This is a genomic window from Moraxella sp. CTOTU46934, assembly GCF_031979465.1.
Lineage (GTDB): Bacteria > Pseudomonadota > Gammaproteobacteria > Pseudomonadales > Moraxellaceae > Faucicola > Faucicola tetraodonis.
On record NZ_DALZEG010000003.1, the window covers coordinates 24,660 to 45,085 of the forward strand.

Genomic DNA, 20,426 nt, shown 5'->3' on the forward strand with positions numbered 1-20,426 from the left:
GGGTTATACTTTTTAGAAAATCTTATTAATTTTATGGATTTATTTGGATGTTTAATCATATTAAAAAGGTATTACCTTTAACGTTTAAACAATATATTCATACTTTTTTAAACACTGAAAAAGTAGATCTATCTGTAAGAAAACGGGCATTTGTTTTCTTGGCAGCAGATTATGGAAATATTGGTGACTTAGCAATTTCAAAAGCACAGGAGAATTTTTTAAAAGATAATTTAAAAGACTATGAAGTTTTTCCAGTTCCTATCAGTAAAACCAGAATTTGGTTAGGTTCAATTAAAAAGCAAGTTACATCTGCCGATATTATTACCATTATTGGTGGTGGTAATATGGGGTCACTTTATCCTGATATAGAGGATTTAAGACAATTAGTAATTCAAACTTTTCCATATAATAAAATTGTTTGCTTTCCACAAACTTTAGATTGGGATGAATCACAATCGTCTCATGAAGCTCTTAAAAAGATTTTAAAAATATATGCTAGCCATTCAGATATTCATGTTTTTGCAAGAGAGTTAATAACTTACAAAAAACTAGAAGAAGTATTTAATGGTCAAAAAAATGTAAAGATTGGTTTTGTGCCTGATATTGTAATGAGTTCATCTGCTAAACAGTTAGGAGTATTACATAGTTCGAAACCTACAGGTATTTTGACTTGTCTAAGAAATGACAAGGAATGTGCTTTAAAAGCAGAACACTATGCCATTTTAGATAGTGCTATTGGTGATACCAATCTTACTATTATTAAGACAGATACACATGCAGGTGGTTCGGGTTTAAGCAAAGCAGAATGTAATACATTGCTTTCTAATAAAATTCAGCAGTTTGCTGAAGCTCAGTTAGTAATTACAGATCGCTTACATGGTATGATTTTATGTATGCTTTCAGGCACACCTTGCTTGGTATTACCCAACTCAAATCATAAAATAAGACAAACCTACTTGGATTGGTTGAAAGATCATCCAAGGTTAATTTTTGTCGAACTTGAAAATTTTAATCAGGTCTCAAAATATATAGATCAGCTCTTATCTCAGCCTCGCGGTAATTTAACCGATTCTCCTGTTGAATTGACTAAATATAAACCATTGATTAAGGCTCTATCTTAAAATGAATCGTCAGAATAATCCTTTAGTTAGTGTAATTGTGCCTGTTTATAATGTTGAGCAATATCTTGATGAATGCTTAAATTCAATACGTCAACAGACATATGAAAATCTAGAGATTATTGTGGTTGAAGACTGTTCTACAGATCAATCCTTGGAAGTTTTGTCAAAGCACCTTAACGATCAACGTATAAAACTTATTCGTCATGAAAAAAATAGTGGCCTTTCGGCAGCACGTAATACAGGTATAGATGGTGCTAGAGGGGATTACATTATGTTTGTAGATTCCGATGATCATATTCATAATAATCTCATTCAATTATGTTTAGATAATACTTCTAAAAAAGGATTAGATTTAATCGTTTTTGATTTTCAATCTTTTTATGATGGAGAGAAAATTGATAATAAGCTGAATAAAAATAAAGATTATGAATCTAAAGTATTTAATCAATCAGAATATTTGAAATATCATCATTTTGCATGGTTAAAATTTTTAAGAGCTGATATTTTGAAAAATAATATTTTAAGATTTCCAGTAGGCTATTATTATGAGGATTGGCCTTTTCATTGGGAGTTAGCTTTTAATAACTGTCGAGTTTTACATTTAAGTGCTCCTCTTTATTATTATAGACTGAGAAGTGGTTCAATTACTTCTTCAGGTGATCAAAAGCTTATTCATATATATTATTCACATAGAATTATTTTGAATAGAATGAAAAATTATAATGTATTATTAGATGTTAAGAAAATTCTAGCTAAAAAAATATATAGTGGTTTATGGTTTGTTTTAACACAGATAGATGCTAAATATTTAAAGCAAGCTGTATTTGAGGCAAAAAAACAGCTCAATATTACAGATAGTATTATCGAATTAGATAATCCTAGCTTAAAAACTCGTTTATTAATTTTAGGGTTGAGAATGCCAAGTGAAATATCAATTAAACTTATTTCAGCTTTAAGGTTTTCTTTAAATATTCTTTCTTCTCAAAGAAGAAAGAAAAAAAATAATTTTACTATTTAATTTTAAAGGAAATTCTAGTGGCTCAATATATTTTTATTAAAACACGTAACAATTCTGATATGTTAGAAAATTTAGATTATGTATGTAAATTACTAACACCAGACGAAATTAGAAAAACTTCTGATAACTTTGTTGGAAGGTGGAGTAAGGATTTTAATTCATATTATGCTATTCAAAATAGTAAAGGTGTGGAGTTTGAAAATAATGGAGCTTTACTTATTGGTTGGGTGGATGAAGTAAATAGTATCTATAAAAATACCACTGATATAAATGGGTCTTACGCAATAATAAAAAGTTTAAAAAATAAATTATCATTTTTTTGTGATCAGTTTGGTTCAAGGACTTTATGGTATTACATTGATAATGAAAATTTTATAATTTCAACTTCACAAAGAGCAATAGTAGCTTTAAAAAATAGTTTTCATCTCAATAAAGAATCTATAGCATGGTACTTATCTGCAGGATGTCAAGGACCATTTATTTCATGGGACAAAAATATAATCCAAGTCTTGCCTGATTTTCAATATTATTTTGATGATGAAACTTGGTCAATTTCATCAACTAAAAAATCGGATTTATTATTACCCAAGCCTAATACTACAAAAAAAGCAGAATTTATTAATTTTTTCGAGAAAAAATTGAAAAAATCACTGTTAGATATTATACGTAAAAATAATAAAGAGAAAAAATTATTACCTATATCGGGTGGTTTAGATAGTCGATTATTACTAGGGTTGAGTGACGACTTGAAAATAATTAATAATTTAGATCTTATAAATTGGGGTGTAAAGAGTAACTTATTTGATGATAAAAAAGCTGCGACTGAGATATCGAAATTTTATGATAAAGAATTAATAGATATATATTTACCCGAAAAAATTGAAGTGTTTGATCCTATGTTAAATAATTTCGTGGCACAAAGTGAAGGAAGAATTGATCATTTTAATGCATTTACAGATTGTTTTAATTTGTGGAAATATTTAAATCAATGCAATTATAAAATTATTATAAGAGGAGATATTCCTTATCCGACTGGGCTTCACCTAAATGATAAACAAGCACGACAAAAAATAGGTTTAGAAAAATTAAGCGATTTTATTAATTTTAATCATCCTGAATTAGATGTTTATAAAAACTTACAGACCGACTGTGATTTTTCTCGTTATACAAACGAGTCACTCATTAGGTGGCGTGATAGGCTGTATGCCAGTTGGCGTGTACCAATAATTTTAGCAGGATTCACTCAATTAATCAGCGCATATTCAGAAAACAGAACACCAATGATGGATTGGGAACTTTTTAGAGAATATATGGGCTTACCTGATAAAAATAAAGGGAATAAATTACATATTCGTGAACTGTGGAGTAAACACGATAAGACTAATATTTCTGATTCCGCAGTTCCCTCTCTTAAGCATATGACTGATTACTTTAATACAAAAGAAGGAAAAGAATATTTAAGAAATAATCTAGAAAACTTAGCTAATACTGATTTATTCGGAAGCAATTTTATTAAGGAAGTATCTATTCAATTAGAAAATCATAATATTATTGGGAATGCTAAAATTTCTCTTATTGCCAAACTTAAATTTTTCCTTTCAAAAAAATTACCTCCTTTCATCAAATATTATTTGAAATCAAAACAATCTATGCAATTATCATACGTTACGGTAGCTTATCGTTTGATTCTAATAGATAAAATTATAAATTTATACATGTCTGATTCTAAATCTTTTAAAAAGGTCAAAAATTAATGTTCTGTATAAGAGTTCTACATATCGTTGGAAAAATGGATCGTGCTGGTGCCGAAACCATGCTTATGAATCTATATCGCCATATTGACCGTACACAAGTGCAATTTGATTTTGTTACTTTCACAACTGAACAGGGCGATTATGATGAGGAAATTTTAGCATTAGGTGGAAGGATTTTTCCAATTATTGCCAATAATTCTATCGAGCGAATGTTCAAGTTAACAAGTTTTTTAAAGCAACATTCTGAATACCAAATTATTCACGCACATCAATTACTGAATAATGCATTTCATTTATTAGCAGCCAAACAAGCGGGTATTCCTCACCGCATAGCTCACTCCCATAATACTAGTAATGGAAAAATGGGAGTTATGAAGAAAATTTATGAAAAGTGGGCATTAAAGATTATTAATAAAACAGTAACTTCTAAAATAGCATGTGGAGAGTTGGCTGCCAAATATCTTTTTGGATCGACAACTGACGTAATGATTCTACCAAATTCCGTAAACTGTCAGCAGATGGTGGAAAAAGCTAAAGAAAATAGGAACTTCATTAGTGAAAATTTTAATGAAGAAGGTTTGAAAATTATACAAGTCGGACGTTTAAATACCGTAAAAAACCATAAATTTAGTTTAAAAATAGCCGAGGAATTAAAGAAGCGTAATATAGATTTTACTTTATATATCATTGGCCAAGGTCCATTAGAATCTAGTCTTAAACAAGAAATCCAAACCAAATTACTTTCTAATAATGTTAAAATGCTAGGTATTCGTAGTGATATTACAGAATTAATGGCAAGTGCTGATTTCATGATCATGCCCTCATTACATGAGGGCTTTCCTGTCGTTTTGGTAGAAAGTCAAGCAGTAGGATTGCATACTTTAGTATCTGATAGAGTTTCTGCAGAAGTTGATTTTGGTTTAGGATTAATACATTTTTTGTCGATTACATCTGAAAAAGAATGGGTGGATTATTTAGAAACACCAATTAAATCGCCTCTTTCTAATGATATTATTTATCAAAAAATTCAAGAAGCTGGTTTTGATGTTATTGAAAATGCTAATAGTTTATTAAGCTTTTATAAAACATGTTCTCAATAAAATATTAATGGAACTTTAATGCTGCCATATATATTAATTTTATTTTTTGTAATGTTTTGGATTTGGCTAGAAAAAGAGTCTCTTAATAGAAAAGCTTTCTGGTTGCCTTTATTTACTTTGGTTCTATTTGCTAGTTTTCGTAATTATCGAGTTGGAACTGATACCGGTACATATATAAGAAATTTCGTTAATCAATTAGATTACAATTATTTTAGTTTTCGCGATGGGGTAGAAATTGGCTACCAGTTAATAGAATATTTTTTATTAAGAATAACCCATAATTACTTTTGGCTTTTTTTTGTTACATCTTTTATAGTTGTATTTTGTTATTTATATATTTTTAGAAAAAATAGTAAGGATTATGCTACTTCAGTATTTATATTTATTACTTTAGGTACTTACACATTTTTCTTTAATGGACTTCGTCAAGGTCTAGCGATGGCAATTTTTGCATTTGCTATTCCATATTTAATAACAAGAAATTTTTATAAATATTTTTTAATATGTATTTTTGCATCTTTATTTCATACTACAGCTTTGTTAATGTTGCCTTTTTATTTGTTAGTAAACTTAAATGTTAAGCTGCTGTATAAATTAGTAGCAACATTTCTTTGCTCACTTATTTTAAGTAAATACTTAATTGCATATATCGCATCTACTAATGAACGGTATGAAAGTTATGCTCAAACTTCAGAGAATTCTGGTGGGCTTCTGACATTAGCGTTTTTCTTTGTTATACTTATAATAATATATATTGGTTCATATATTTATAAAATTAAAGATAAAGAATTTATTCAAATGTTTGCTTTTTATGCTCTGGGAGTAACTTTTATGATTCCTGTTGCTCTACTAGAATCCAATCCCTCAGGTCCACAAAGACTATTACCTTATTTTACGTGGACACTTGCATTAATTTTACCATTTCTATATAAAAAAATTAATAATAATTATATTTACACTGCTTCTTTTGTTTTATGTTTGATTTATTTTTATCTTACTACGTCCCGTTTTAGTAATTTAACACCTTATACTATTAATCCAATTTTTGAGATATTTTAATGCCTAAAGATATTTTTGTTACTATTGCTATCCCTTTCTATAATGCGGAAGAAACAATTTTAGATGCTGTTCGTTCTGTATTTGCTCAAACACATGAAAATTGGGAGCTTTTATTAATTGATGATGGTTCTAAAGATAAATCGTTGGAATTAGTTCAGCAAATTAAGGATCCTCGCGTCTCAGTTTATTCTGACGGTAAAAACTTAAAACTAGCTGCAAGATTGAATCAAATTGTTGATCTAGCCAAATATGATTATATCGCACGTATGGATGCCGATGATCTTATGTCACCTGATCGTATTGAAAAGTTAATTAATATACTTATAAATGAAAATTATGATTTAGTTTCTTGCGGAACATATTCTATCAAAATGAATAATTCTTATAATGGATATAGAGGTAATGATGAGGAAAAATATAGTTTTGAAGGTATTTTAAATAAATCACAAAAATTTCTTCATGCAGGGTTAATTGCTAGAAAAGGCTGGTATCAAAGAAATAGGTACAATGAACAGATACCTGTAGGACAGGATACACATCTTTGGTTGAGTGCATTAAAAGCCTTAGATTTTAATGCAAAATCCATTAGCGATCCTCTTTATATGTATAGAGAGGAAGGTAATGTAACTGCTAAAAAGTTAATTAAAGCATATCAAGTTGAAAGAGATTTTTATGCTCCTATGATTGATAATACACTGTTTAAATATAAGTATATTACTAAATCATGGTTAAAAACTTTAATTGTAAAAACAATGTCTATCTTTGGATGCTTAGATTATTTATTAAACCGCCGTAATAAAAGTAAAATTGATGAGAATTTAATAGAATATTTTAATGCTTCTGTAAAGAAAATTAATTCAGTAAAAATTCCTGGTGTAGATAATGAATAAGAAAAAAATATTATTTGTTACTTCAGTTCCTGTTCATTTTCATGCATTTAATAGGCGTGCTGCTAATTCAATATTTAAATATTTTAAAAACTTCATTTATAAACGTTATAGTAAAATAATTGCTGTGAGTAATGATGTTAAGAATTTTGTGATTCAAAATTTAACCGTTGATCCAGAAGAGATACAAGTAATTCTTAATGGCATTGATATTCAAAAAATAAATCAACAACCTAGAATCTCAAGAGAGAAGCTAGGACTTTTAGAAAGTGACATAATTGTTTTAATGGCCGCTAGATTTGCAAAACAAAAGGATTATCAAACAGTAATTAAGGCGTTCACTCGTTTGCCAGAAAATTTTAAATTATTACTGTGTGGTGATGATCAAGAACGTCAAGAATGCGAATTGCTGGTAAAAGAGTTATAGATTGAAAATCGCGCAATATTTTTAGGAAATCGTCCAGATATTTACAGTATTATAAAAAGTTATGATATTGATGTTTTGAGTGCTTATTTTGAAGGATTGTCTTTATCAGTTTTAGAATATATGGCAGCAAAAAACCCTGTAGCAGCTACAAACGTTGAGGGAACTAAAGTATTAGTAAAGGAGGCATGGTTATTGTTTGAAGTTGGTGACGATAAAAAGTTAGCAGAATATATTCTGAAGCTTGGTTCAGATGAAAAATACTATGAAGAAATTAGTCAAAATTGCTACCAACGAGCACAAAACTATAGCTTAAATGTAATGGTTGATAATTATATTAGCGAATACAAAAAAGTATTAGAGAAGAAGAATGAAGCCTAAAAAATTTTTTTTAATGACAACTGTTCCAATGTCACTCAATTTTTTTAAGGGACAAATAAATGAGCTGTCAAAAGAATTTGACGTAACGCTAATCAGTTCTCCCGATAATGTTCTTAAAAAAATAGCTCAACGTGAAAATGTTAAGTATAAAACTATTGCTATGAAAAGAGATATCTCACTTAAAGATGATATTTCGGGTTTGTTAAAATTTTTATATCTGTTTGCTAAGGAGCGACCACAGATTATTCACTGTAACACACCAAAAGCTTCATTACTGGGTCTAACTAGTGGTTATCTAACTAGAGTGCCAACCCGCATTTATTATATTCATGGCTTGCGCTATGAAGGAGCAGTAGGAAAAAAAAGGCAGTTATTAGTTAACTTTGAAAAACTTAATTGCTTTTGCGCAACTGATATTGTTGCGGTGAGTTATGGAATAAAACAGAAAGTTGAACAACAATTAACTAAAAAGCCAGTAAGAGTAATTCATAATGGTAGTGCTAATGGGCTAGATATCAATGAATTCTCTAACCATAATTATAATTCCAAAATTATTCGTGAAGAATATGGAATCAGTGAGAATGACTTTGTATTCGGTTATGTTGGCAGATTAGTCAAAGACAAGGGTATAGGAGAATTAGTAGGAGCTTTTAATCAACTGGAGCAAAAGGATATAAAATTAATATTGGTTGGTAAATATGAGCCAGATTTAGACCCACTTAGCCAAGAAACGCTTCAAATCATTAAAAGTAATCCAAATATCATTGAAGTGGGCTTTCAAAAAGATGTAAAGAAATTTCTAAGTATTATGGACTTATTTGTTTCGCCTTCTCATAGAGAAGGTTTTGGGGTTGCCGTACTAGAAGCTAACTTGATGAAAGTCCCTGTTCTAGTATCAAATATAACAGGTCATTCAGAGATAGTAACACAGGGTATAAATGGTTTTTTTGTTAACCCAAAGAATGTGCAGGATTTGCAAGAAAAAATGAATCATATGTTAGTTATCAAAGAGCAACTAATTGAAATGCAAAATGCTTGTCGTGAGGAAGTAATAAAGAAATATGACCACAATGACGTGTTAAAACAAGCTATATTATTTTATTCCCAATTTAATTAAATAGTTTGAATATTCATTTTAGGTTTAATTATGCTTAATATCGAGAAAATTATGCTAAAACGTGCGTTCGATGTTGCCGCTTCTGCGTCTGCCCTGGTGGTATTATCGCCCGTGCTTGCGATTACTGCTTATAAAGTCAAAAAAGAACTGGGCTCACCTGTGTTATTTCGTCAAAATCGCCCAGGCTTGCATGGCAAGCCGTTTGAGATGATTAAATTTCGCACCATGAAAGATGCGACTGATAAAGCAGGTAACGCGCTGCCAGATAGCCAGCGCTTGACCGAATTTGGTAAAAAACTGCGTGCCAGTAGCCTTGATGAGTTGCCAGAACTTTGGAATGTATTAAAAGGGGATATGAGTTTGGTTGGTCCTAGACCTTTACTCATGGAATATTTACCTTTATATAACGCCGAACAAGCCAAACGTCACAACGTGCGTCCAGGGGTGACAGGTTATGCCCAAGTCAATGGTCGCAATAGTTTAAGTTGGGAAGATAAGTTCAAGCTTGACACCTGGTATGTTGAGCATCAATCATTTTGGTTAGATATGAAAATCTTGCTAAAAACCGTCAAAAAAGTCATTGTTAAAGACGGTATTAGTGCCGAGGGTGAAGCGACTATGACCAAGTTTACAGGGACAGTGCATGAATAAAATCTATGCCGTGTATGGTGCATCAGGTTGTGGCAGAAGCCTAATGCCAATCGCACGAGAACATATGGCAACAGGTGAAACTATTTATTTTATTGATGATACTTTGACTACAGAGCAGCAAATCAATGGATATAAAGCAGTTAATTACGGCATGTTTAAAGCAATCGAATCCGATGAAAAAAATGTTTTGATTGCTATCGCCAATAGCAATATCCGCCAAAAATTAGCCGAAAAACTCACCAACGATGGCATTAACATTTGGACTGTCAAATCCCAATCAACTGTTATAATGGATAATGTCATAATTGGCAATGGGGCTGCACTAAGTCCATTTGTTACTATTGGGGCAAATGCCATAATAGGGCATTGCTTTCATGCTAACTTATATAGCTATGTTGAGCATGATTGTGTGATTGGTGATTTTGTTACTTTTGCGCCACGGGTTAGTTGCAATGGCAATGTGCACATCGAAGACCATGCTTATATTGGAACAGGCGCGGTGTTACGTCAAGGTACACCAGATAAGCCATTAATAATTGGTAAAGGCGCTATCGTTGGCATGGGCGCCGTCGTCACTAAGGATGTACCCGCTGGCGTAACTGTCGTCGGCAACCCTGCAAGACCTTTGATCAAAAACTAAAAAAAATCGTTAAGTTCATTTTCAAAAATATGAGAATATAAAACATGTTAAACAACCAGTTTTCACCCTGGCCTAGCTTTACCCAAGAAGAAGCCGATGCCGTGTCACAGGTGCTATTGTCCAATAAAGTCAACTACTGGACGGGTACAGAATGTCGAGACTTTGAAAAAGAATTTGCCGCATGGGTAGGGACAGATTACGCAGTCGCGCTGGCAAATGGTACATTAGCACTCGATGTTGCGTTACAAGCCATGGGTATTGGGGAGGGTGACGAAGTGATTGTGACGCCACGTAGTTTTATCGCCAGTGTTTCTACCGTGGTCAATGCTGGAGCGATGCCGGTATTTGCAGATGTTGAAGCCGATACAGGCAATCTCTCAGCGCGTACTATTACCCCACATATTACCGACAAGACCAAAGCCATCATTTGCGTGCATCTAGCTGGCTGGCCTTGCGACATGGATGAGATTATGGCACTTGCCAAGCAGCATAACCTATGGGTCATCGAAGATTGTGCCCAAGCGCATGGCGCCAAGTACAAAGGTAGACCAGTGGGCAGTATTGGTCACATTGGTGCTTGGAGTTTTTGTCAAGATAAAATCATGACCACAGGCGGCGAAGGTGGCATGGTCACGACCAATGACAAAGCCTTATGGCAAAAAATGTGGGAGTATAAAGACCATGGTAAAAACTACGATAGCATTTATCATAAACAACATCCACCGGGGTTTCGCTGGTTACATGACAGCTTTGGCACCAATTGGCGTATGATGGAAATGCAAGCAGTGATTGGTCGTATTCAGCTTAAAAAAATGGCCGAGTGGACCAAGATTCGTACACAAAACGCCAAGATTTTGCGTGATGCTCTAACACAATTTGCAGGTGAGCAACAGTTTTTACGCATACCAGATATAGAATTTCACCAAGTCATGGGTGGCGATTCTGTCCATGCGTATTATAAATATTATGTATATGTCAGACCAGAAAACTTGCCAGAGAATATCAATCGAGATAGTATTTTAAATGCGCTTAATGAGAAAAAAATTCCTTGTTTCTCTGGCTCTTGTTCAGAAATTTATTTAGAAAAAGCATTTGACAATCATCCATCACGTCCTAACGCGCGATTGACAGTTGCTAAAGAATTAGGGGAAACAAGCTTGATGTTTTTAATACACCCGACATTGACAGTAACTGAAATGCAAACGATTGCGACTACCACTGTTGATGTACTAACCACTCTATTCAATGCCAATACATAAACTGCGAGTCTCATATGACAAATAAAACGGTTAAATATCTCTCATTGGGTGTGCTACTTGGACTCTCACAATTTAGTCAGGCAGGTCAATTAGTCCAAATTGATAGTGACCTGCGTCAAACACTTGAGATTTTAAAACTCAACGGCGTTCTAAATGTTGATATATCAACATGGCCGATTAGTTCAGAAGCCATACAGACAGCCTTGAGTCAAGCGCAGCCCAAATCAGACAATGATAGACTATTGCTGAATCAAGTTAAACAAAAGCTTGAAGCCAACGATGTATCCAAGCTACAAATAGTGAGCAACGTCAATGGTGACGAGCGCGCTGTGTTTAGCGGATTTAATACAGAAGGCAATACGGTGACGCCTTTGGGTGTTAGTATTTCTCATAGTCATGCAGGGGAGAACATTGATTACAAAATTCAAGGCACCTTAAATGTCGAAGATGATGAGCCTAGCAAGTCATCGAATCTTGATGGCAGCTACATCGGTACCAAATTAGGCAATCATCGCCTTGCCTTTGGTAGTATTCCGGTATGGTGGGGCAACGGCGTTGATGGCAGTTTAATTCGCAGTGATGCGGCTAGACCTGTCACGGGCTTTTTAATGCAGCGTGCCAATAATAGCCCCATTAATTTTCCTGTATTATCAAAACTGGGTAATTTTAATTACCAAATTACTGCCGGCCAATTACAAGACTATAAGGCAGAGCCTCACACTAAATTGATTGGCATGCGAGCGAGTTTTCAGCCGCATGAAGCCTTTCAAATCGGCGCATCGCGTTCCTTGATGTGGGGTGGCGATAATAAGTCTGAAAGCCTAAAGTCTTTGGGTAAGGCTTTAATCGGCAAATATGATAATGGCGGCGAAGATGAAGATCCTTCAAACCAAATCGCAGGAATTGATGCACAGCTGAATTTAAAACCCTTGATGAATCTGCCGGTGAGTGTCTATGGTGAATTCATTGGGGAAGATGAAGCAGGTGGTTTGCCTAGTAAACACGCTTATTTGGCAGGGTTAAAAGGTGCTATTCCACTGTTTCAACAGCCTTGGCTCTGGCATGCAGAATGGGCGAATACTTATTATGATTTGGATAAAACAAGAGTAATTTATAGACACTCTACTTATAAAGATGGTTATTATCAAAAGGGCTTGCCGCTAGGTCATCCGATTGGTGGGGATGGTGAAATCATTAGTGTGGGACTGTCAGGTCATATTGATGCTAACAACCAGCTCGGGTTAAAATACGCCAACGCCAAAGTGAATCAATCTAATCAAGTGATTAATTCAGCCTTCCCAACCAAGCAAGATTTGGATATTGTCGAAGCGGATTGGAAACATAAATACAATGACAAAACCTCGGTTAAACTGGGTATTTGGGGTAAAAAAGATAGCATCAGCGATGATAAAGATGCGGGTGGTAATTTGGTGTTAGAGTATAGCTATTAATTTTGAGTCATAAAAAAAGAGCCTTATGGCTCTTTTTTTAATTCAAATTATTGCTCAACTTTTACTGTTCGACAAAGGCGCGTTCAACCACATAATCACCTGTGCCACCCATACGAGGTGATGGTTTCAGACCAAATTCATCGAGTAGTGCTGCCACGTCTTTATTCATAGATGGGCTACCGCAAATCATTGCGCGGTCATCGTTTGGATTGATGGGGGGTAAGCCGATATCAGTAAACAGCTTGCCGGACTTCATCAAATCAGTCATACGCCCTTCATTGCGGAACGGCTCACGCGTGACCGTGGGGTAATAGATGAGTTTATCTTTAACGTATTCACCCAGTAGCTCATCTTCAAACAAGGCTTTTTCAAACATCTCACGGTAGCCCAGTTCACTCACATAGCGTACGCCATGCACCACGATAACTTTCTCAAAACGCTCATACACTTCTGGGTCACGGGCGAGTGACAAAAATGGTGCCAAGCCTGTACCTGTTGCCAGCATATACAAATGCTTGCCAGGGTTTAGGTCATCAAGCACCAGGGTGCCAGTGGGTTTTTTACTGACCAATAATTTATCACCCACTTTGATATGCTGTAAAATAGACGTCAAAGGACCATCTTGGACTTTGATAGAATAAAATTCGAGCTCTTCATCATAGTTGGTGCTGGCAATAGAGTAGGCACGCATCAAAGGTTTTCCATTGACTTCCAGACCAATCATGGCAAATTCACCATTCCTAAAACGTAAACCTGCATTACGGGTAGTTTTTAGGCTAAATAATGTGTCATTCCAATGATGCACATAGGTAACGGTTTCTTCATAAAATTTTGACATAGCACCCAACCTTGTATTGGTCATAGATAAAAATAAAAGTGAATAAAGAATAAAAAAAGCGGGTTAATATTGACATTCTGGGGCGATATGATAGCAAATTTTTGATGATTTAGTCGAATTTGGGCGTAAAAAAATGGCATAATCATAGTTTAAAATATCATATTTTAAGACCCATTATGTTACCACAACAAATTACCCTGCCGATTATCGGTATTGTGAACTCTCCACTTAAACAAAAGTTTGGCACGCCTCGCCAGCCCAATCTTGTCGATATCAACGCGACTATCAGCATGTTGCCACCCTACAATGTACTCAGTGCTTTTGAAGGCATTGCCCAATTTAGTCATCTTTGGATTATATGGCAATTTCATCAAAATCGAGTCAATACTAATCAGTCAAATTTTCAACCAACGGTTCGTCCACCTAGACTGGGCGGCAACCAAAAGATAGGGGTTTTTGCCAGTCGAAGTATGTATCGACCGGCAAATATTGGATTATCAGTGGTCAAATTTTCGCATATTGAAAACAGTGAGGCGGGCTTGAGGCTGCATATCATCGGCGCTGATATGGTAGATGGCACGCCAGTTATCGATATCAAACCATATTTGCCTTATAGCGATAGTATCAATGATGCGATTGCTGGGTATGCCGCCCAAAAACCCGTCATCAAGTCTGTGCATTGGCATCCAGATTTATTGCAGGATTTATCCAATATTGCAATAAAAACTCAGCTGAATCAAACAGATTGGCAAACCATCGAGCAACTCATTGCCCAAGACCCCAGACCTGCGTATCGACAGCAAGCGCTTAATACCCCATTTGTCATGCGTTATCAAAATGTCGATGTTCATTTTAGCCAGATAGCAGAGCGTGTTTTGCAAATTCAAGCGATTGAGCTATTAAACTAAGCTGTAAAATGGATGATATGAAAGTTTTTACCTAGCCGTATATTGCTAAACTGTTTCAAAAATTTTTACTTGTTCACAAAATACTGACTATATAGCGTGATTATTCGCTATATTTTTTTTGATTATTTAGTATGATATGGGCTGTATTTTACTTAGATAACGTTAGGACACCGTATGATTAAACTGGGCAAAATCAGTCAAGCTATGATAGGCATGCTGTTAATGGGCGTCACCGTGAGTGGTATCGCTGAAGATAAAAATAACGATACCATCGCAATCGATATGTCAGAATTATCGACCACCAAAGAAGAAGTGGCGGTTTTACAAGTGTTGTCAGAAATCTGCCCACCCATGCTTAATAAATCACAAGAAACAGGGTTTAACACCGCTTATAATGTCGAGCTGAAAAAATTAATGCCGACCATCAGCGATCCTCGTTTAGCGGTGCAGTACTTATCCTCTCAGCAAGATTACAAGCAAATTTTGAATGAAACCCGCCAGTGGACACTCAGTTATCCAAAAGCGGACAATCTTCAATTATGTAAAGAACTTGCCAGCAGTAAATACTAGTTTAACTCAAGCCGTGCTATCCACCCCCTAACTGGTTTAGGGGGTTTTATGTATGATAAATCGTTGATTTTTAGACCGAATACAGTGTTGAATCATGATATTTTTTGCTAATATAGGCAATTTGTTTTACCAAGCGTCCAAGCAAACAGGTCGCATTTGATTTGAGCTAAGAGCAAATAACTAGTAATTGCAAACCCATCTAAAACCATTTAAAATAGATATTTTTTTGACCATCTACAAACCCAAAGAATTTGCCAAAAAAATCGGCGTATCAATATCTACCTTAAGGCGATGGGACAAATAAGGAAGACTTGTACCAACCAGAACCGCAACCAACCACCGTGTTTATACCGATGAAGACATTTTCAAAGTCTTAAACATTGAAAAACCGAACAATCAAGGTAAAATCGTTGTCTATTGCAGAGTATCAAGCTATGCCCAAAAAGACGACCTATACTCATAGATAGATGCCATGCAGACCTTTTGCCTGGCACAAGGCATAGCTGTTGATGAATGGCATAGTGAATTAGGCGGTGGCTTGAACTTTAAACGTAAAATTTTTCTATCACTCATGGGTAGAATAGAAATAGGGGAAATTAAAACCCTGTACGTTGCATACAAAGACCGTCTAACACGTTTTGGCTTTGACTACTCTGAACACATGGCAAATCGCCACAACTGCCAAATCATTGTAGCCAACCAAGAAAAGCTATCACCACAACAATAATTGGTTGAAGACATGCTAGCAATCATTTATAGCTTTAGCAGTCGGCTATACGGACTGAGAAAATATAAAAAACAAGTCAAACAAATGGTAAAAGAAACGCCATGATAAAAGGACACACGATAGAACTAACACCGAACAACAAACAAGCCACCTACTTTGCTAAGGCTTGTGGTGTAGCTCGTTTAGCTTATAACTGGGCGTTGGCAGAATGGCAAAACCAATATCAAGCTGATAAAGTATATCGTGATAACTGTCAAAAAAATGGCATAGCAATTGACAGAACCAAACTTAACAATCCAAGCCAATTTAAACTCCGAAAACAGCTAAATTTTATCAAAAAAACAAAATTTCCATTTATGTTTGACGTTACCAAATGCAGTCCACAAGAAGCCATTATTCAACTTGGCAAAGCATTTGACAACTTTTTTAAAGGACGTGCAAAGTACCCCCAATTTCGCAAGAAAGGTATAAATGACAAATTTAGCTTAACCAACGACCAGTTTAAAATAATTGGCAAAAATATAAAAATTCCCAATTTGGGCTGGGTCAAATTAACAGAAAACTTGCGTTTTAATGGCAAAATCATGAATGCCACTATTTTCAAAAAAGGCATGAAATGGTTTGTCTCTATTGGTGTAGAAATTAACGAAACACCAAAGCCCCTCCCTCGAACAGACAAAGCCATTGGCATAGACCTAGGCATAACCGATTTAGCTGTGTTATCAAACGGCACAAAAGTGCAAGCCCCTAAGCCATTGAAAAGCAAACTTAAACAGCTAAGACGACTAAGCAAACAACTTAGCCGGAAACAAAAAGGTAGTAAAAACCGTGAAAAAGCGAAAACCAAGCTATCACGATTGCATTACAAAATCAGTTGCATCAGAAAAGATTTTATTCATAAACTCACCACAAAGCTTGTCAAAATGTATGATGTGATTTGTATAGAAAACTTAAATGTTAAGGGCATGGTAAAAAATCGCAAATTAAGCCGTGCAATTAGTGATTTAAGCTTTTATGAGTTTAAACGCCAACTGATTTATAAGGCAAATCAATCTCGCAAGACAATCAAAGAAGTGGATAGATTTTATCCAAGCTCTAAAACTTGCTCGCATTGTGGCTTTGTGATGGCTAAAATAGATTTAACGTTAGCCATTCGTAACTGGCAATGTCCTAGCTGTGACACACAGCATGACCGTGATATTAACGCAAGTTTAAATATTTTAAATCAAGCAGATAGGGTTTTAACCTTGTCTTAATTTTAACCATTGGTGGGTAGGTTCTATCCCCAATTAAAAACGCCTATGGAGTTGATGTAAGTCCAAGTTCAAAAGAATAAGGCAAACAACGGTGAAGTAGGAATTAAACGCTAAATTTATCCTTTAGATAGGTTTAGATAGGTTTTAAGGAACAGTGAGTGAGATGAAAGCAATCGTAATACCGCAATACACCCAACGTCTGATGGTCGGCACTTTTGTCGCCGCCAGTTTTTTTGCCACCACTGTACAGGCAAATGCCGCGATACAACAGCCTGAACTAGACAATTCTGCTTTTATCTTAATTGACTATGATACAGGTACGGTATTGGCTCAAAAAAATGCCGCGCAGCCGTTCCCACCTGCGTCATTGACCAAAATGATGACCAGTTATATCATTGAGCAGCGGCTGCTATCAGGGGCATTAAAAGAAAACGAACCCATCCTCATGACTCCAGAAGCTTGGTGTAAAGGCTCAAGTGAAGAGTCTTGTATGTATGTCCCCGTCAATACAACCGCCCCTGTGATTGATATGTTAAAAGGTATTATTATCCAATCGGGTAATGATGCGTCAAAAGCGATGGCACAGCACATTGGCGGTAGCGAAACCACGTTTGCAGATTTGATGAATGAAGAAGCCAAAAAAATTGGCATGACCCATACCCATTTTATGAATGCGACCGGTATGCCACAAGAAGGCCATCAAGCATCTGCCGAAGATTTGGCGAAACTCGCCCAAGCGATTATCAAGAACAGTAAAAAATATTATCCCATCTATAGCCAAAAACAATTTACTTATAACGGCATCACCCAGGGCAACCGCAATGCGCTGTTGTTCACCGATCCAACGGTAGACGGCCTAAAAACAGGACATACCGACGAAGCAGGCTACTGTCTAGTAGCATCGAGTAAACGCGGTGATATGCGTCTGATTTCAGTGATTATGGGTACTAAAAGCGCTCAAGAGCGCGCAGACCAATCGCGCAACTTACTCAACTGGGGATTTAGTAACTTTGCTACTAAAATTGCCGCCCCTGCCCAAAAAAGCTACGGCAGCGTGCCCGTCAATTTCGGTGCTGTCGATAAAGTCAACGTCGTCAGCAAAGGCAATTTACAAGTACTAGTGCCAAAACTGGATCAAGAAAAAATCAGCACTGTGGTCAATTTGCCAGCCGATGTTAAAGCGCCGTTAGCGCAAGGTCAAGAAGTGGGTAAACTGGTGGCTATGCTCAATGGCAAACCTGTGGCGTCTGTCCCATTGGTCGCTGAAACCCAAGTTCAAGAAGCTGGAATTTTTAAACGTATGTGGCAGCACATCGTACTGTTCTTTAAAGGTTTATTCTAAATTACAAAGAAAAATCACAAAAAAACCCTTCACATGAAACGAAGGGTTTTTTTTAACTCAAAATTTAACTCAAAATATGGGACAGCTCTTTGATATATTGATCGAGTCGCTCGTCTATGACTTCTTTTTTCACAAAATAATCCACCCCAGCTATTTTTAGTAATTCAATGGTATGCGGATTTAACGCTTTGGTGTCATAAACGCAGATAATGGTGACCCTGGCTTTATTTTCACGCTCACGAAATTTGCTGACGAAGTCTAACATCGCTTGATAATCAATATTTCGGGAGATAAATAACGCATCCACCGTATGAAATAACAAATAATCTTCAAGAAGTTCGCTACTGGTAAACGTCTCAACTTTAGCACCCGCATTTTCCATGCGTTTGGCCGTTTCGAATAAATCCTCATAGTGATACCAAACGACAATATGTTTATTTAGCAATAAATTGCGTTCATAGTTGTGTTTCCAATCTTTTAGCAATAACGATACCTGAAAATTGCTACCCACATCAGGTTCGCTAGTAACTGTGATGCTGCCTTTCATCAGTTCTAGTAGTTTTTTCACTAGAAATAATCCCGCAGAATTATTTGAGGAGGTATGCTTTATTTCAGGATTAATTTGGAAAAAAGGTTCAAAAATTAGCTCTAAATATTCCTTTGCAATGCCTATACCGGTGTCTTCAATCTGCAACATCCACCGTACTTGCGTTTGTAAATGTTGCAACTGCGAGGTGATTGTTATGCTGCCTTTATCGGTAAATTTAATCGCGTTTTCTACCAATGAACTAATAATTAGGGTGATTTTTTGAACATCGCCTTCTAGGACATAGTCGGCATGATAAGGCTTTGCCTTTAACGTGATATTTTTCTCGGCAGCCAGAGGCTGATAATCATTGACAATTTGGGTGATTAACCCCGTTGGACTAAATTGGTAGGCACTGACGCCTGTTTGACCTTTATCGATACGGTTAATTTGGATGATTTGATCAAGCTTAGCATTTAAATCATCTTTGCCCAAAGTAATAATTTCAACGGCATCTTTTTGCTCAGCGCTGATATATTGATTGTGTAATAGCTGTAGACCCGATTCGATACGACTTACAGAGGATTTGAACTCATGAATCAAAATATTTTCAAATTTTGAATTGTGCTGAAGCTGCTTAATTTGGGTTTCTTCAAGGTCATTTTTTTCTTGGCGCAGGGTGTTGATTTGGGCAATTTGCGCCTTGTGCTTGTTGAGTAAATACACCAAGGCTTTTTCAAATACCCAAGCCTCATTACTTTTTGGCAGCTGATACGCCTCTGCCTGTGAAAATTCATCTTGCAAAATGTGATGGCTTAAATTTTCAAGTTTCGGCAAGCGATGGGTTAAATTTTGTACCTTTTGCACCACAAACCACAAATTTAGCAGCGCAATAAATGATAGCACAAGCATTAACGGTAAATGTTGCCAAAACCATTGCTGGCGAATGGTTTGTAGGTCAAGGGTAAGATTACTATAGCCAATTAGCTGGTCTACTTTAGTATTTTTTTGATTGGGCGTTAATTTCAACAAATTAATTTTAACAGGTTCGCTCAGTCCGTAATAGCGCTCAAAAAGCACTTCAGTGACTTTAATCGGACGGGTGGTCGGATGCTGCTGCTGATCAAATGGAAAAAATACAATGCTTTCGTACTGCGGCATTTCGCTTAACAGTTTGTCAACGCTGGTGGTTGTCACACTGTTAGGATTGCTGGCAGTAGACTGGGCAAGTAGATAATTTATCCTACTCGCCTGTTTGATTTCAGATTGCACCGTTTGGGTCAAGTCGACTAAGGTATAAATCGCAAGGCAAATAAATAAAACCAATAAAAAGGGTAGCGCAATGATACGCTTTACCGCAATTTGATAACCTAAACTCTTCTGTACCATTCACTCAT

The 20,426-nt window shown here is 35.6% G+C and carries 17 protein-coding genes and 2 pseudogenes; 17 read left to right on the top strand and 2 right to left on the bottom strand.

The features are described 5' to 3' along the window. The first annotated feature begins 47 nt into the window (after positions 1-47). The 12 genes and pseudogenes from RTN07_RS03860 to RTN07_RS03915 all read left to right on the top strand — a co-directional run bounded on the left by RTN07_RS03860 (position 48) and on the right by RTN07_RS03915 (position 12,862). Positions 48-1,121, top strand: coding sequence for a polysaccharide pyruvyl transferase family protein (locus RTN07_RS03860; RefSeq protein ID WP_312175880.1), 1,074 nt, complete (start codon positions 48-50; stop codon positions 1,119-1,121). 1 nt (position 1,122) lies between these two features. Continuing rightward, positions 1,123-2,139: a glycosyltransferase family 2 protein gene (locus tag RTN07_RS03865; protein ID WP_312175883.1), complete on the top strand. Its 1,017-nt coding sequence runs from the start codon at positions 1,123-1,125 to the stop codon at positions 2,137-2,139. A 17-nt stretch (positions 2,140-2,156) separates the two neighbouring features. Continuing rightward, positions 2,157-3,893, top strand: a complete 1,737-nt coding sequence (locus RTN07_RS03870) for an adenine nucleotide alpha hydrolase family protein (protein WP_312175886.1) — start codon at positions 2,157-2,159, stop codon at positions 3,891-3,893. A gap of 35 nt (positions 3,894-3,928) precedes the next feature. After that, positions 3,929-4,993: a glycosyltransferase gene (locus RTN07_RS03875; RefSeq protein WP_312175889.1), complete on the top strand. Its 1,065-nt coding sequence runs from the start codon at positions 3,929-3,931 to the stop codon at positions 4,991-4,993. An 18-nt stretch (positions 4,994-5,011) separates the two neighbouring features. After that, positions 5,012-6,052 (top strand): EpsG family protein, encoded by a 1,041-nt coding sequence (locus RTN07_RS03880; protein WP_312175890.1) that lies wholly within the window; start codon positions 5,012-5,014, stop codon positions 6,050-6,052. Beyond that, the gene (locus tag RTN07_RS03885) at positions 6,052-6,942 is read left to right on the top strand and encodes a glycosyltransferase family 2 protein (protein WP_312175892.1); all 891 of its coding nucleotides are present in this window, start codon (positions 6,052-6,054) and stop codon (positions 6,940-6,942) included. The genes RTN07_RS03880 and RTN07_RS03885 overlap by 1 nt, the downstream gene beginning before the upstream one ends. Further along, positions 6,935-7,744 (top strand): annotated as a pseudogene (locus RTN07_RS03890) (glycosyltransferase family 4 protein). The gene RTN07_RS03885 and the pseudogene RTN07_RS03890 overlap by 8 nt, the downstream one beginning before the upstream one ends. Further along, entirely contained in the window at positions 7,734-8,861 is a 1,128-nt protein-coding gene (locus RTN07_RS03895) for a glycosyltransferase family 4 protein (protein WP_312175895.1), read from the top strand. Before RTN07_RS03890 ends, RTN07_RS03895 begins: the two are co-directional and overlap by 11 nt. Positions 8,862-8,912: 51 nt before the next feature. Further along, complete coding sequence (locus RTN07_RS03900) at positions 8,913-9,512, top strand: sugar transferase (RefSeq protein ID WP_312176204.1); 600 nt, start codon at positions 8,913-8,915, stop codon at positions 9,510-9,512. After that, on the top strand, positions 9,505-10,152 hold the full coding sequence (locus RTN07_RS03905) for an acetyltransferase (RefSeq protein ID WP_312175897.1): 648 nt from the start codon (positions 9,505-9,507) through the stop codon (positions 10,150-10,152). Before RTN07_RS03900 ends, RTN07_RS03905 begins: the two co-directional genes overlap by 8 nt. Before the next feature lie 44 nt (positions 10,153-10,196). Beyond that, positions 10,197-11,411, top strand: a complete 1,215-nt coding sequence (locus RTN07_RS03910; RefSeq protein WP_312175899.1) for a DegT/DnrJ/EryC1/StrS family aminotransferase — start codon at positions 10,197-10,199, stop codon at positions 11,409-11,411. 14 nt (positions 11,412-11,425) lie between these two features. Continuing rightward, on the top strand, positions 11,426-12,862 hold the full coding sequence (locus tag RTN07_RS03915) for a capsule assembly Wzi family protein (protein ID WP_312175901.1): 1,437 nt from the start codon (positions 11,426-11,428) through the stop codon (positions 12,860-12,862). 61 nt (positions 12,863-12,923) lie between these two features. On the opposite strand, the gene RTN07_RS03920 is transcribed toward RTN07_RS03915, so the two are convergent. Then, complete coding sequence (locus RTN07_RS03920; RefSeq protein WP_312175903.1) at positions 12,924-13,700, bottom strand: ferredoxin--NADP reductase; 777 nt, start codon at positions 13,698-13,700, stop codon at positions 12,924-12,926. A gap of 176 nt (positions 13,701-13,876) precedes the next feature. Between RTN07_RS03920 and tsaA the strand changes: the two genes are divergently transcribed. The 5 genes and pseudogenes from tsaA to RTN07_RS03945 all read left to right on the top strand — a co-directional run bounded on the left by tsaA (position 13,877) and on the right by RTN07_RS03945 (position 18,503). Then, a complete protein-coding gene (tsaA, locus tag RTN07_RS03925; RefSeq protein ID WP_282849591.1) occupies positions 13,877-14,608 on the top strand; it encodes a tRNA (N6-threonylcarbamoyladenosine(37)-N6)-methyltransferase TrmO in 732 nt (243 codons plus the stop codon). Positions 14,609-14,782: 174 nt separating this feature from the next. Further along, positions 14,783-15,178: an MCR_0457 family protein gene (locus RTN07_RS03930; RefSeq protein ID WP_099808117.1), complete on the top strand. Its 396-nt coding sequence runs from the start codon at positions 14,783-14,785 to the stop codon at positions 15,176-15,178. Positions 15,179-15,410: 232 nt separating this feature from the next. After that, positions 15,411-16,010 (top strand): annotated as a pseudogene (locus RTN07_RS03935) (IS607 family transposase). After that, positions 16,007-17,161, top strand: coding sequence for an RNA-guided endonuclease InsQ/TnpB family protein (locus tag RTN07_RS03940; protein WP_036605163.1), 1,155 nt, complete (start codon positions 16,007-16,009; stop codon positions 17,159-17,161). Before RTN07_RS03935 ends, RTN07_RS03940 begins: the two are co-directional and overlap by 4 nt. A 202-nt stretch (positions 17,162-17,363) precedes the next feature. Then, positions 17,364-18,503: a D-alanyl-D-alanine carboxypeptidase family protein gene (locus RTN07_RS03945; protein ID WP_040403236.1), complete on the top strand. Its 1,140-nt coding sequence runs from the start codon at positions 17,364-17,366 to the stop codon at positions 18,501-18,503. Between the two features lie 64 nt (positions 18,504-18,567). On the opposite strand, the gene RTN07_RS03950 is transcribed toward RTN07_RS03945, so the two are convergent. Further along, positions 18,568-20,418, bottom strand: a complete 1,851-nt coding sequence (locus tag RTN07_RS03950) for a sensor histidine kinase (RefSeq protein WP_312175907.1) — start codon at positions 20,416-20,418, stop codon at positions 18,568-18,570. Positions 20,419-20,426 lie beyond the last annotated feature (8 nt).

Excerpts from the sequence above, each read along its gene's own strand:
- RTN07_RS03860 (WP_312175880.1), top strand. The coding sequence starts at position 48 with ATGTTTAATCATATTAAAAAGGTATTACCTTTAACGTTTAAACAATAT.
- RTN07_RS03865 (WP_312175883.1), top strand. The coding sequence starts at position 1,123 with ATGAATCGTCAGAATAATCCTTTAGTTAGTGTAATTGTGCCTGTTTAT.
- RTN07_RS03875 (WP_312175889.1), top strand. The coding sequence starts at position 3,929 with ATGGATCGTGCTGGTGCCGAAACCATGCTTATGAATCTATATCGCCAT.
- RTN07_RS03880 (WP_312175890.1), top strand. The coding sequence starts at position 5,012 with ATGCTGCCATATATATTAATTTTATTTTTTGTAATGTTTTGGATTTGG.
- RTN07_RS03885 (WP_312175892.1), top strand. The coding sequence starts at position 6,052 with ATGCCTAAAGATATTTTTGTTACTATTGCTATCCCTTTCTATAATGCG.
- RTN07_RS03895 (WP_312175895.1), top strand. The coding sequence starts at position 7,734 with ATGAAGCCTAAAAAATTTTTTTTAATGACAACTGTTCCAATGTCACTC.
- RTN07_RS03900 (WP_312176204.1), top strand. The coding sequence starts at position 8,913 with ATGCTAAAACGTGCGTTCGATGTTGCCGCTTCTGCGTCTGCCCTGGTG.
- RTN07_RS03905 (WP_312175897.1), top strand. The coding sequence starts at position 9,505 with ATGAATAAAATCTATGCCGTGTATGGTGCATCAGGTTGTGGCAGAAGC.
- RTN07_RS03910 (WP_312175899.1), top strand. The coding sequence starts at position 10,197 with ATGTTAAACAACCAGTTTTCACCCTGGCCTAGCTTTACCCAAGAAGAA.
- RTN07_RS03915 (WP_312175901.1), top strand. The coding sequence starts at position 11,426 with ATGACAAATAAAACGGTTAAATATCTCTCATTGGGTGTGCTACTTGGA.
- RTN07_RS03920 (WP_312175903.1), bottom strand. The coding sequence starts at position 13,700 with ATGTCAAAATTTTATGAAGAAACCGTTACCTATGTGCATCATTGGAAT.
- tsaA (WP_282849591.1), top strand. The coding sequence starts at position 13,877 with ATGTTACCACAACAAATTACCCTGCCGATTATCGGTATTGTGAACTCT.
- RTN07_RS03930 (WP_099808117.1), top strand. The coding sequence starts at position 14,783 with ATGATTAAACTGGGCAAAATCAGTCAAGCTATGATAGGCATGCTGTTA.
- RTN07_RS03940 (WP_036605163.1), top strand. The coding sequence starts at position 16,007 with ATGATAAAAGGACACACGATAGAACTAACACCGAACAACAAACAAGCC.
- RTN07_RS03945 (WP_040403236.1), top strand. The coding sequence starts at position 17,364 with ATGGTCGGCACTTTTGTCGCCGCCAGTTTTTTTGCCACCACTGTACAG.
- RTN07_RS03950 (WP_312175907.1), bottom strand. The coding sequence starts at position 20,418 with ATGGTACAGAAGAGTTTAGGTTATCAAATTGCGGTAAAGCGTATCATT.